This is a genomic window from Flavobacterium sp. ALJ2 (assembly GCF_015594725.1).
Lineage (GTDB): Bacteria > Bacteroidota > Bacteroidia > Flavobacteriales > Flavobacteriaceae > Flavobacterium.
The window spans coordinates 267,991-278,838 of sequence record NZ_JADNRC010000006.1 but is presented as its reverse complement, the minus strand read 5'-3'; the positions used below and the strand labels follow the sequence as shown (position 1 = coordinate 278,838).

Sequence of the window (10,848 nt, the reverse complement as noted above, 5' to 3'; positions counted from 1 at the left end):
AATGCTGGCACAAGTATAATTATGTCTGCAGGACAAGATATTGTGGCTAATGCACAAAAAAATGTCAATGTTATTGCTGGGGAGAGCATTATAGAAATGGCAACAGAAAATTATAGTCTTACAGCAAGTAATATTATAGAGAGTGCATTGATAGGAAGAAATTCTAAAGCTAAAAACATTACTGAAAACATGAAGAAAGGTATATACACAAGTACTAAAGAATCTATAAATGTGGAAAGTGCTAATGAGCTAAATATTGATAGCGGTAAAGAGGTAAAAGTATAGTAATATGATAGAAGAAAGCGGAAATATAATACGAAACATATTTGGAACATCCTATAAGGAAGCAGAGTCTATTACAATAAGTGCTTCTGAAGGACCATTGAACTTTAAATCTCCAAAAGAGATTACTTTTCATGGAAAAAATGGTGGAAAAAAGTTTGGGGATTATGTGGTAAAAGAAGAGGAAGAGGAAGAACAAGAAATTACTTTTTCGGCCTGGTGGAGTCCTGATTATGAAGGAACGCGAAATTTAGAGCGAGATAGCATAAATCCTAAAGCATATTTAGAAGAAACGGTTTACTTTCAATTAAATGTAAGCAATCAAATTCCTTTGGGAACAAATATTACATTTCAGCTTTGGGATAAAGACACCCTTTTTAAACCGTCACCCAATTTTGACGACAACAAATTCGATGGTCAAAAGGTTTTTAGAGATGCTGTTGTTAGAGAAGTAAACGGAAAACACCGAATAACAATAGAATTGTTCTTGAGCCCAAAGTGGTATAATGATATCATAAAAGATAAAAAATTAAGTTATAATATACATTTAGAATTTTATTGGACCTGGAAATACTATAATCAAAAGTGGAACTCTGTGAATAACCTACTACATGTTTATCCTTCGAAAACTACTTTGTTTATAAAGCCGGCTATTAACGATCATAGATATGGACTTCCAGAAATATATTCTAATAACGGAGCTATAATTTTATATGCTATTGAAAAAATGCCAGATGGAACGGTTAAAAAGTTTTCAATGATTAAACTTCGAACAATAACTACTTTTAGATTTCAGGCAGATATAAACAAATTTATGTAGAAGCTATTAATTTAGATACTAATAAATTAGAATCCGCCAGCTATACTATTGAAGAAGGAGCTACTTTTTTTAAAACAAGTAAAAATACTTCCCAAATTTATATCGACGAAAAAATTGTAGATATACCAATGGAAGGAAGAGGTTTTATGGCAGTAAATAATTTTAAAGCTAAAACGGTTAAATTTGCCAAAGAAGCTACTAAATATTATGGACAATTTGAGGTGCTGAAAGAAATGAAAGAAATGATACCAATGCTTAGTAGCAACGAAAAGTTTAACATGCCTTCGTTATCTACTTTTGTTGGTTTTATACCTCAATTACAAGTAATTGCTTTTGGTGTAGAAGCAATTGGGTGGATGGTAAAAGAATCTCTTAAGGAATCGGAAGAAGTTGTAGATGAAAGTATGTGGGCAGATTGGCAAAATGCAAAATGTAAAGGATTAAAATATGCTCAAGATTTTATACAGAGTTCTTGGGCTAGAAAGAAAAATTTTCAAAGTCAAATAGTAAGTAAAGAAACTGTAGACCAACTATTACGAGGAAAATCTAAAACTCTTAAAGAATTAACGGATTTAAATATCAATGACTTCGATAGTTATAAAAACTATACATTAATACATTACAAAACAAACGATGAAAATACAGAAAAAACAATTGACATAGTAGATTCAATATTCATTAATGATGAACAATAATTATGACCAAAAATATCTTAATAATAATTTTATATCTGTTAGTAGGATGTCAATCTAGAAAATCCCCCTACTTCCAGGAACTAATTTCCACAAAAGAAATTACCCTTACTAAAGTTCGTGGTCCAGTACAAAGTGATAGTATTACTTTAAGTATCCCTATTGAATTTTCATTAAATTTAAATAATTCGGATATTAAATCTCTAGTTATTTACTATGTAATAAATGGAAAACAATTAATGCAGGTTGAAGATTTTTTAGTCTACAATGGCAAGAGTAATAAAGTTATGTCAGTTATAGAAAAGGGAGAAAATAATATTTATCCCGAAAGTATATATATACGTCAAATTAAACATATTTCTAAAAAGGAGGCTGAATTATTAATAAAAAAATATAATCCTTTAGCTTCAATAAACAACATAAGAACAGGTGCAGATACAATAAAATTGGTTTCGTACAAAAAATATATTGAGGATAACCCAAGTTTTATAAAAGAAATGAGAAAGGAGCCTGACTCTCTTATTCTAAGTATTGGCTTTTTTAAAAAGGAATCAAAAGTTATTGGAGAAAAAATTAAATGGTTGAATAAATAATTTGATGAATGATTGGGTTGTTAAATCAACAAAAAAAGTAGGTATAGCTTTTGAAAAAAGTATATAGGCAAAAGGTAAAGGATTGAAATATGCTCAAGATTTTATACAGAGTTACTGGGCTATTGAAAATCAATTTGAAAGCACCTACGTTAGTCAATCTATTTTAGATAAGTTACTAAAAGGAAAAATCAAAACACTCACAGAATTAAGAAAATCTAACTCCGAAAATTATGCGGAAAATAAATTTTACACTGTAATACATTATAAAGTAAAAGAAGAAACATCAGAAAAAACATTTGATATATCAGAAAAAACATTTGATATAATAGATTCAATATTCATTAACGAACAATAATTTTTATGAAAAAGTACATTTTCTTTTTTTTAGCAATAATAATAATTTTATTATTATTATTATTAGGTTGTAAACCGTCCAACACACCATATTTTCAGGAAGTACTATCTGAAAAGAATATTACTTTTACGAAAATTCGTGGTTCCGAAGAAAAGGATAGTATAAGTATGAATGTACCTATTGAATTTAAATTAAATTTAAACTCCTCAAAAATTCAAGATGTTAAAATTTATTGTAGAATCGATAGGAAGCAATTAATACAAATTGAAGATTTTTCGATCTTTAATGCTCAAAATGATAAAATTATATATGCAATAGAGGATTTAAATTACAATACATATCCAAAAAAAATATTTATTTCGCAATATCAACATATTTCTAAGAAACAAGCTGAAATATTAATAAAAAAATACAATCCGAGAACTTCTATCAATGATATAAAAACAGGAAAAGATACTCTGAAATTAGTTTCTTATAAAAAATATATCCAAGATAATCCACAATTTATAAAAGAGATGCGTAAAGTGCCAGACTCCCTTATTTTTAGTATTGGTTTTTTTGAGGGAAAGTCAAAAGTTATTGGTGAAAAAATTAAATGGTTGGATAAATAATTTGATGAATGATTGGGTTGTTAAATCAATAAAAAGAAATTAGGTATAGCTTTTGAAAAAAGTATGTGGGCAGATTGGCAAAATGCAAAAGGTAAAGGATTAAAATATGCTCAAGATTTTATTCGAAATAGTTGGGCAACAGATAGTGGTTTTGGATTAATTCAGCAAGTAGACCAAAACCTTCTAAACAAAATTTTAAAAGGTGAACTTAAATCATTTAACGAAATAAAAACTTTTCAGCAAGAAGAAATAGTTAAAAACGGTTATCCTCAATTATCAGTTTCTTATACTGTTTTTTATTACACTTTATTCGATAAGGAAAGAAAAACAAACTTAATCTTAATAGATTCGATTTTTATTAATTCATAAAACTTAACTCAAATGAAAAAAATAATAGTTTTAGTATGTATATCATGTTTAATAAATTCTTGCAAAAATAGAGAACCTATATTGATCGAAGAAATTGACACTGATGAGATTGTTACTATTACATATAATGAAAAAAAAATACACTCAAAAGATAGCGTTGATATCCATTTTCCAAAGGAATTTAAAATAGTAATGAATTCAAAAAACATTATAGCTTTGGATATTTATTATGTGATTAATAAAAAGATGTTAGCTGACGTTGTAGATTATGAGATTTCTGATAAGAAAAACACAAAACCTATACTCACATTTGAATCTTATTTATCATCTCAAAATCCAATTAATATTATTATAAAAGAAAGAAATTATTTAATTTCTAAAAAAGATGCTGAAGAATTATTAAAAAGATATAATATAAAACAATCGCTGGATAAATTAAAATTTGGCGATACAATAAAATTAATCCCTTATAATCATTTTAGAAATGAAAATAACAAAATAATTAATGATTTAAAAAGAGTTGAAGACTCTATATTTTTTAGAGTTACTCTCAATAAGGGAGAAATTTTTGTTAAAAGAGAAAAAATTAATTGGTAGTTTATAATAAAAATAATACCAATGCTTAGCAATAACGAAAAATTTAATATGCCTTCGTTATCTACTTTTGTTGGTATTATACCTCAATTACAAGTAATTGCTTTTGGTGTAGAAGCAATTGGGTGAATGGTAAAAGGATCTCTTAAGGAATCGAAAGAAGTTGTAGATGAAAGTATGTGGGCAGATTGGCAAAATGTTAAATGTAAAGGATTAAAATATGCTCAAGATTTTATACAGAGTTACTGGGCTATTGAAAATGGTTTTGGTTTTGTTCATGTAAGCCAAGACATTTTAAATAAAATTTTAAAAGGAGATTTAAAAACATTTGAAGAAATAACAACTTTCCAACAATTAGAAATTAAAAATCTTGAATTTACGGAATATTATAATGTTTATTATTATACCCTATTCGATAAAAATATAGAACAAGAGATAACAATAATAGATTCTGTTTTTATCAATTAATAAAACCAAACTCAATGAGAAAAATAATATTTTTAATAAGCATATCGCTTTTAATAATTTCTTGTAAAAAGAAAGCTCCCATAACGATAGAGCAATTTACCTCTAATGAAATGGTTACTATAACAAATAATAAAAAAACGCAAGAAAAAGATAGTGTTGATATCCATTTTCCAAAAGAATTTAAAATAATAATGAACTCAAATAATCTAATTTCAATCAATATCTATAACTTTATTGACAAAGTTACTTTAATGAATATTGTTGATTACGAAATTTCTGACAAAAAAAGTAATAAACCTATACTTACGTTTAAGCCTTATTTATCATCTAATGACCCTATTAATATTATCATAAAAGAAAGAAATCATTTAATTTCAAAAAATCTAGCAAAAGAATTACTAAAAAAGTATGATGTCAAGCAATCGTTGGACAATTTAAAATTTGGAGATACAATAAAAATAATTCCTTACAGTAGATTCCGAAAAGAAAATAATTCAATGATTAATGATTTAAGAAAGGTTGACGATTCAATATTTTTTAGAGTCACCTCAAATAAAGGTAAAGTTTTTGTTAAAGGAGAGAAAATTAACTGGTAGTTTATAATAAAAATAATACCAATGCTTAGCAGTAACGGAAACCTTACCACACCTTCTGTTTCTACAGCATTAGCATTTGTTCCGGGTGCACAAATTGCGGCTTTTGGGATATTTGTTTTTGAATGGATGGTTCAGGATATACTAGCCGAATCAGATGAAGTTTTTAACGAGCATATGTGGATTAGCTGGCAAAACACCAAAACAAAAGGGCTTGATGCAGTCTTGTCATTTATAGAGAATAGCTGGGCAAAAGATAATTTCTTTAGGTCTCTTCCTGTAAATTCTGAAATTATGAATGATCTGTTCACAGGAAAACTAAAAACACATCAACAAATAAGAGATAGAAGATTTACAACAAAAAAAACCTTAACCCATACACTGATAACTTACGGAGTACGAGATGAAGAACTAGACACGTATTACGATGTAGTTGATTGTATATATATGAACGAAGAAATATGAAAAAAATAACTTTCCTTATTAGTACATTACTTTTTGCATTATGCTTTACAAACTGCAAAGAAAAAACCTATTTTAAAGAAATAGTTTCGGAAAAAAATGTTGGTATAACATTGGCTGAATTTCCCAAAAACAGAGAAGATTTAGTAGTGACTATACCGCTTGAATTTAACTTATATCTTAATAATTTTCCTAATATATGGTTTGTTAATATTTATTATGAAAAAGATAATCGTTTATGCTCAGATGTTGATGATTATATAATTTACAACAGTAAGAGTGATGAAATAATTTTTTCATTAGATCGTTATCAATACCCTAATTATCCAAATAGTATATATTTAGTGGAACGAAAAATGAGAATATCAAAAGAGGAAGCTCAAAAATTTATTGAACGATATAACCCAAAAACTGCTGTAGAGAATATAAAAAGTACTAATGATACGATACCGCTAGTATCGTATAAAAAATTCAGAGAAGATAACCCAAAATTTATTGAGGAGTTGCGCAGAGTTCCTGATTCTATAACATTTGTAATTCAGAAAAAAAAGGAAAAAGACCCGATACTGATAAAGGAAAAAATAAATTGGTAATCATGAATAGGACTAGACACGTATTATAATGTAGTTGATTGTATATTTATGAACGAAGAAATATGAAAAAAACAACCCTTCTTGCTAGCACAATATTATTTGCATTATGTTTTACAAATTGCGAAGAGAAAACCTATTTTAAAGAAATAGTTTCAGAAAAAAATGTATCTATTACCAAAATAAGGTTTCCTAAAAAAGGAGAAGATTTAGTAGTGACTATACCAATCGAATTTGCTTTATATCTAAATAATTTTCCGAATATATGGTACGTAGGTATTTATTATGAAAAAGATAATCGTTTATGCTCAGATATCGATGATTATTTAATGATTGAAAGTGAGAATGACAAGGTTATTCTTTCGCTTGATGAATTTCAATACCCTAATTATCCAAATAGTATATATTTAGTGGAACGAAAAATAAAAATATCAAAAAAAGATGCTCAAAAATTAATTGAGAAATATAACCCAAAAACTGCTGTAGAAAACATAAAAAGTATAGATGATACGATACCGCTAGTATCGTATAAAAAATTTAGAGAAGATAACCCGAAATTTATTGAGGAGTTGCGCAGAATTCCCGATTCTATAACATTTGTTATTCAGAATAGAAAAGAGAAAAACCCAGTACAGATAAAGGAAAAAATAAATTGGTAATCATGAATAGGACTAGACACGTATTATAATGTAGTTGATTGTATATTTATGAACGAAGAAATATGAAAAAAATAACACTCCTTATCTGCACAATATTATTTGCATTATGTTTTACAAATTGCAAAGAAAAAAAATATTTTGAAGAAATTGTTTCTGAAAAGGATGTAAGTATCACGAAATTAAGATTTGCTAAGGATAAAGAAAAAGATGATTTGATAATTAATATACCTGTTGAGTTTAACTTGTATCTAAATGATTTTCCTAATATACGTCGTGTTAATATTTATTATGAAAATAATCATCATCCATGTGTTATTGTACAAGATTTTCTAATAAATGAGAGTCAAACGGATAAAACAATTTTCACGCTTGATGACTTTAAATACCCTAATTATCCAAAGAGTATATATTTGGTTGAACAAAAAATGAAAATCTCAAAAGAAGAAGCTCAACAATTAATTAAAAAGTACAATCCAAAAACTGCTGTAGAGAATATAAAAAGTATAGATGATACGATACCGCTAGTATCGTATAAAAAATTTAGAGAAGATAACCCCAAATTTATTGAGGAGTTGCGCAGAATTCCTGATTCTATAAAGTTTGTTATTAAGAACCGAAAAGAAAAAAAAACAATACAAATAAAGGAAAAAATAAATTGGTAATCATGAATAGAATTAGATATATTACGATGTAGTTGATTGTATATTTATGAACGAAGAAATATGAAAAAAATAACTTTCCTTACTAGTATTGTGTGTTTTGTACTATGTTTTACAAATTGCAAAGAAAAAACCTATTTTAAAGAAATAGTTTCGAAAAAAAATGTCGGTATAACATTGGCTGAATTCCCCAAAAATAAAGAAGATTTGGTAATTACAATACCTATAGAATTTAACTTATATCTTAATAATTTTTCTAATATATGGCGTGTAGATATTTATTATAAAAAAAATAATCATTTATGTTCGGAAGTTGATGATTATTTAATATTTGACAGTCATAATGATAAAATGTTTTTTGCGCTTGATAATTTCAAATATCCTAATTACCCCGAAGGAATATATATTGTAGAACGAAAAATGAAAATCTCAAAAGAAGAAGTTCTAAAATTAATTGAAAGATATAACCCAAAAACTTCTGTAGAGAATATAAAAAGCACCAATGATACAATACCACTGGTATCGTATAAAAAATTTAAAGAAGATAATCCTAAATTTATTGAGGAGCTGCGCAGAATTCCAGATTCTATAACATTTGTTATTCATAATAAAAGGGAGAAAAAACCTACACATGCCAAGGCGAGAATAAATTGGTAATCATGAATAGGACCAGATACATACTATGACGTAGTTGATTGTATATTTATGAACGAAGAAATATGAAAAAAATAACACTCCTTATCTGCACAATACTTTTTGCACTATGTTTTACAAATTGCAAAGAAAAAAAATATTTTAAAGAAATAGTTTCAGAGAAAAATGTATCTATTACCAAAATAAGGTTTCCTGAAAAAGGAGAAGATTTAGTAGTGACTATACCTTTTGAATTTAACTTATATCTAAATAATTTTCCGAAAATATCGTTTGTAGGTATTTATTATGAAAAGGATAATAGTTTATGTACAAATGCTAATTATTTAATTTACAACAGTAAAACTGATAAAGTAATTTTTTCATTAGATAGATATCAATACCCTAATTATCCAAAGAGTATATATTTAGTGGAACGAAAAATAAAAATATCACAAGAGGAAGCTCAAAAATTAATTAAAAAGTACAATCCTAAAACTGCTGTAGAGAATATAAAAAGTATAGATGATACGATACCGCTAGTATCGTATAAAAAATTCAGAGAAGATAACCCTAAATTTATTGAGGAGCTGCGCAGAATTCCTGATTCTATAATATTTGTTATTCAGAATAGAAAAGAGAAAAACCCGATAAAGATAAAGGAAAAAATAAATTGGTAAAATATGGAGCATAATTTTTTCTACATTTTAATCTCTTTATTTTTAATTTCTTGTAACTCAAAAGCTCCTGTTGAAGTTAAACAAATTACTTCTAAAGAATTTGTAACAATAGAAGATAATTATATGAATAGAAATGCAATAAAAGATAGTTTTCGTATAACTATTCCCACGGAGTATGTGATAAAAATAAATTCTCAGATTCATAATATTACTTGGTATTATCGTGTTGATAATAAAACATTAAACCCAAGTCGTATTGATTATCAAGTTTTTAATAAAAAAAATAAAGGAGAAGAAATATTACGATTAAATTTTGAAAAGTCATTTAACGAAAAATATGACACTATTATTGTAAAAGAAAAAAAGCATTTAATTTCTAAGAAAGACGCTCAAGAATTACTGAAAAAATATAACATTAAACGGTCTTTGGAGGATCTGAAATCTAAAGATACTATAAAATTAACCACTTATGATAAATTCAGGGAAGAGAACAAACATATAATCAGTGATTTTAATAAAATTAATGATTCTATTAATTTTACAGTAATGAAACGAGATGGAAGTTTTTTCTATATAGATAAAAAAATTAATTGGTAAAATATGAAACATAATTTTTTCTACATTTTAATCTCTATATCTTTAATTTCTTGTGAATCCAAAGCTCCTATTGAAGTTAAGCAAATTATTTCTAACGAAATTGTAACAATTCTTCCAAGTTTAAAAAATCCATCTATTAAAGATAGTATTGTTATATCGATACCGACAGAATTTGAAATAATTATAAATTCTTCAGTTAACTATATAGCTTGGCACTATAGGGTAGATGGGAAAACTCTATGGGATGATTTTGTTGAATATCAAGTTTATAATAAGCAAAACAAAACAAAGCCTATACATCAATTAGATTTTGAGAAATCATTTAAAAACAAATCAATTAGTATTATTCTTAAAGAAAGAAATCATTTAATTTCTAAAAAAGATGCCCAGGAAATACTAAAAAGATACAATATCAACAGGTCTTTAGATAATTTAAAATTTAGAGACACTATAAAATTAACAACTTATGATAAATTTAGAATAGAAAACAAGGAAATGATTGATGATTTTAATAAAATTAATGATTCAATAAAATTTAGAGTAATGAAAGGTGATGGAAGCTTTTTCTATTTAGATAAAAAAATCAATTGGTAAAATATGAAACATAATTTTTGCTACATTTTAATCTCTTTATTCTTAATTTCTTGTGAATCCAAAGCTCCTATTGAAGTTAAGCAAATTGTTTCTAATGAAATGGTAACTCTTGAAGATAATTATAAAGATCGTAGTTCAATAAAAGATAGTATTCGCATAAGTATTCCTTTAGAATTTGAAATAACAATAAATTCTTCTCTTGCTTACATAGCCTGGCATTATAATGTTAATGGTGAAATTCTAAACGAAAGCCGTTTTGATTATCAGGTTTATGACAAACAAAACAAAACAAAACAAATACGCCAATTAGATTTTAAAGAAACACTAAATAGTAATCCTATTAGTATTATTCTTAAAGAAAGAAATCATTTAATTTCTAAAAAAGAGGCTCAGGAATTATTAAAAAAATACAATGTGAACAGGTCTTTAGATAATTTAAATTCTAACGATACCATAAAATTAACAACTTATGATAAATTTAGAATAGAAAATAAGGAGATGATTGATGATTTTAACAAAATTAATGATTCAATAAAATTTAGAGTAATGAAAAGTGATGGAAGCTTTTTCTATTTAGATAAAAAAATTAATTGGTAAAGC

General features: G+C 26.4%; 19 protein-coding genes. All 19 read left to right on the top strand.

Going from position 1 to position 10,848, the window contains the following annotated elements; all coding sequences use genetic code 11:
• A partial coding sequence (locus IUY40_RS09400) for a hypothetical protein (protein WP_229335476.1) occupies positions 1-285 on the top strand: 285 nt, incomplete at its 5' end.
• Between the two features lie 4 nt (positions 286-289).
• Positions 290-1,102 (top strand): hypothetical protein, encoded by an 813-nt coding sequence (locus IUY40_RS09395; RefSeq protein ID WP_195736607.1) that lies wholly within the window; start codon positions 290-292, stop codon positions 1,100-1,102.
• A gap of 128 nt (positions 1,103-1,230) precedes the next feature.
• Positions 1,231-1,797 carry a hypothetical protein gene (locus tag IUY40_RS09390; protein WP_195736606.1) on the top strand — a complete coding sequence of 189 codons (567 nt, stop codon included), beginning with the start codon at positions 1,231-1,233 and terminating at the stop codon, positions 1,795-1,797.
• Positions 1,798-1,799: 2 nt separating this feature from the next.
• Complete coding sequence (locus IUY40_RS09385) at positions 1,800-2,387, top strand: hypothetical protein (protein WP_195736605.1); 588 nt, start codon at positions 1,800-1,802, stop codon at positions 2,385-2,387.
• Between the two features lie 82 nt (positions 2,388-2,469).
• Positions 2,470-2,742, top strand: a complete 273-nt coding sequence (locus IUY40_RS09380; protein ID WP_195736604.1) for a hypothetical protein — start codon at positions 2,470-2,472, stop codon at positions 2,740-2,742.
• Positions 2,743-2,747: 5 nt separating this feature from the next.
• On the top strand, positions 2,748-3,353 hold the full coding sequence (locus tag IUY40_RS09375; RefSeq protein WP_195736603.1) for a hypothetical protein: 606 nt from the start codon (positions 2,748-2,750) through the stop codon (positions 3,351-3,353).
• A 63-nt stretch (positions 3,354-3,416) separates the two neighbouring features.
• Positions 3,417-3,722, top strand: a complete 306-nt coding sequence (locus tag IUY40_RS09370; protein WP_195736602.1) for a hypothetical protein — start codon at positions 3,417-3,419, stop codon at positions 3,720-3,722.
• Positions 3,723-3,734: 12 nt separating this feature from the next.
• Entirely contained in the window at positions 3,735-4,319 is a 585-nt protein-coding gene (locus IUY40_RS09365; protein ID WP_195736601.1) for a hypothetical protein, read from the top strand.
• 126 nt (positions 4,320-4,445) lie between these two features.
• Complete coding sequence (locus tag IUY40_RS09360; protein WP_195736600.1) at positions 4,446-4,784, top strand: hypothetical protein; 339 nt, start codon at positions 4,446-4,448, stop codon at positions 4,782-4,784.
• A 14-nt stretch (positions 4,785-4,798) separates the two neighbouring features.
• The gene (locus tag IUY40_RS09355; protein WP_195736599.1) at positions 4,799-5,380 is read left to right on the top strand and encodes a hypothetical protein; all 582 of its coding nucleotides are present in this window, start codon (positions 4,799-4,801) and stop codon (positions 5,378-5,380) included.
• Positions 5,381-5,401: 21 nt separating this feature from the next.
• Positions 5,402-5,842, top strand: a complete 441-nt coding sequence (locus IUY40_RS09350) for a hypothetical protein (RefSeq protein WP_195736598.1) — start codon at positions 5,402-5,404, stop codon at positions 5,840-5,842.
• Entirely contained in the window at positions 5,839-6,432 is a 594-nt protein-coding gene (locus IUY40_RS09345; protein ID WP_195736597.1) for a hypothetical protein, read from the top strand. Before IUY40_RS09350 ends, IUY40_RS09345 begins: the two co-directional genes overlap by 4 nt.
• Before the next feature lie 62 nt (positions 6,433-6,494).
• A complete protein-coding gene (locus tag IUY40_RS09340; RefSeq protein WP_195736596.1) occupies positions 6,495-7,088 on the top strand; it encodes a hypothetical protein in 594 nt (197 codons plus the stop codon).
• Between the two features lie 62 nt (positions 7,089-7,150).
• Positions 7,151-7,750 (top strand): hypothetical protein, encoded by a 600-nt coding sequence (locus tag IUY40_RS09335; RefSeq protein WP_195736595.1) that lies wholly within the window; start codon positions 7,151-7,153, stop codon positions 7,748-7,750.
• Between the two features lie 60 nt (positions 7,751-7,810).
• Positions 7,811-8,404: a hypothetical protein gene (locus IUY40_RS09330; RefSeq protein ID WP_195736594.1), complete on the top strand. Its 594-nt coding sequence runs from the start codon at positions 7,811-7,813 to the stop codon at positions 8,402-8,404.
• Between the two features lie 62 nt (positions 8,405-8,466).
• Positions 8,467-9,057 (top strand): hypothetical protein, encoded by a 591-nt coding sequence (locus IUY40_RS09325; protein ID WP_195736593.1) that lies wholly within the window; start codon positions 8,467-8,469, stop codon positions 9,055-9,057.
• A 3-nt stretch (positions 9,058-9,060) separates the two neighbouring features.
• A complete protein-coding gene (locus tag IUY40_RS09320) occupies positions 9,061-9,654 on the top strand; it encodes a hypothetical protein (protein WP_195736592.1) in 594 nt (197 codons plus the stop codon).
• Positions 9,655-9,657: 3 nt separating this feature from the next.
• Positions 9,658-10,248 (top strand): hypothetical protein, encoded by a 591-nt coding sequence (locus IUY40_RS09315; RefSeq protein WP_195736591.1) that lies wholly within the window; start codon positions 9,658-9,660, stop codon positions 10,246-10,248.
• A gap of 3 nt (positions 10,249-10,251) precedes the next feature.
• Positions 10,252-10,845, top strand: a complete 594-nt coding sequence (locus IUY40_RS09310; protein ID WP_195736590.1) for a hypothetical protein — start codon at positions 10,252-10,254, stop codon at positions 10,843-10,845.
• Positions 10,846-10,848 lie beyond the last annotated feature (3 nt).

Bases quoted from the DNA above. Each gene is read 5' to 3' on its own strand.
- IUY40_RS09395 (WP_195736607.1), top strand. From the start codon at position 290: ATGATAGAAGAAAGCGGAAATATAATACGAAACATATTTGGAACATCC.
- IUY40_RS09390 (WP_195736606.1), top strand. From the start codon at position 1,231: ATGGAAGGAAGAGGTTTTATGGCAGTAAATAATTTTAAAGCTAAAACG.
- IUY40_RS09385 (WP_195736605.1), top strand. From the start codon at position 1,800: ATGACCAAAAATATCTTAATAATAATTTTATATCTGTTAGTAGGATGT.
- IUY40_RS09375 (WP_195736603.1), top strand. From the start codon at position 2,748: ATGAAAAAGTACATTTTCTTTTTTTTAGCAATAATAATAATTTTATTA.
- IUY40_RS09370 (WP_195736602.1), top strand. From the start codon at position 3,417: ATGTGGGCAGATTGGCAAAATGCAAAAGGTAAAGGATTAAAATATGCT.
- IUY40_RS09365 (WP_195736601.1), top strand. From the start codon at position 3,735: ATGAAAAAAATAATAGTTTTAGTATGTATATCATGTTTAATAAATTCT.
- IUY40_RS09360 (WP_195736600.1), top strand. From the start codon at position 4,446: ATGGTAAAAGGATCTCTTAAGGAATCGAAAGAAGTTGTAGATGAAAGT.
- IUY40_RS09355 (WP_195736599.1), top strand. From the start codon at position 4,799: ATGAGAAAAATAATATTTTTAATAAGCATATCGCTTTTAATAATTTCT.
- IUY40_RS09350 (WP_195736598.1), top strand. From the start codon at position 5,402: ATGCTTAGCAGTAACGGAAACCTTACCACACCTTCTGTTTCTACAGCA.
- IUY40_RS09345 (WP_195736597.1), top strand. From the start codon at position 5,839: ATGAAAAAAATAACTTTCCTTATTAGTACATTACTTTTTGCATTATGC.
- IUY40_RS09340 (WP_195736596.1), top strand. From the start codon at position 6,495: ATGAAAAAAACAACCCTTCTTGCTAGCACAATATTATTTGCATTATGT.
- IUY40_RS09335 (WP_195736595.1), top strand. From the start codon at position 7,151: ATGAAAAAAATAACACTCCTTATCTGCACAATATTATTTGCATTATGT.
- IUY40_RS09330 (WP_195736594.1), top strand. From the start codon at position 7,811: ATGAAAAAAATAACTTTCCTTACTAGTATTGTGTGTTTTGTACTATGT.
- IUY40_RS09325 (WP_195736593.1), top strand. From the start codon at position 8,467: ATGAAAAAAATAACACTCCTTATCTGCACAATACTTTTTGCACTATGT.
- IUY40_RS09320 (WP_195736592.1), top strand. From the start codon at position 9,061: ATGGAGCATAATTTTTTCTACATTTTAATCTCTTTATTTTTAATTTCT.
- IUY40_RS09315 (WP_195736591.1), top strand. From the start codon at position 9,658: ATGAAACATAATTTTTTCTACATTTTAATCTCTATATCTTTAATTTCT.
- IUY40_RS09310 (WP_195736590.1), top strand. From the start codon at position 10,252: ATGAAACATAATTTTTGCTACATTTTAATCTCTTTATTCTTAATTTCT.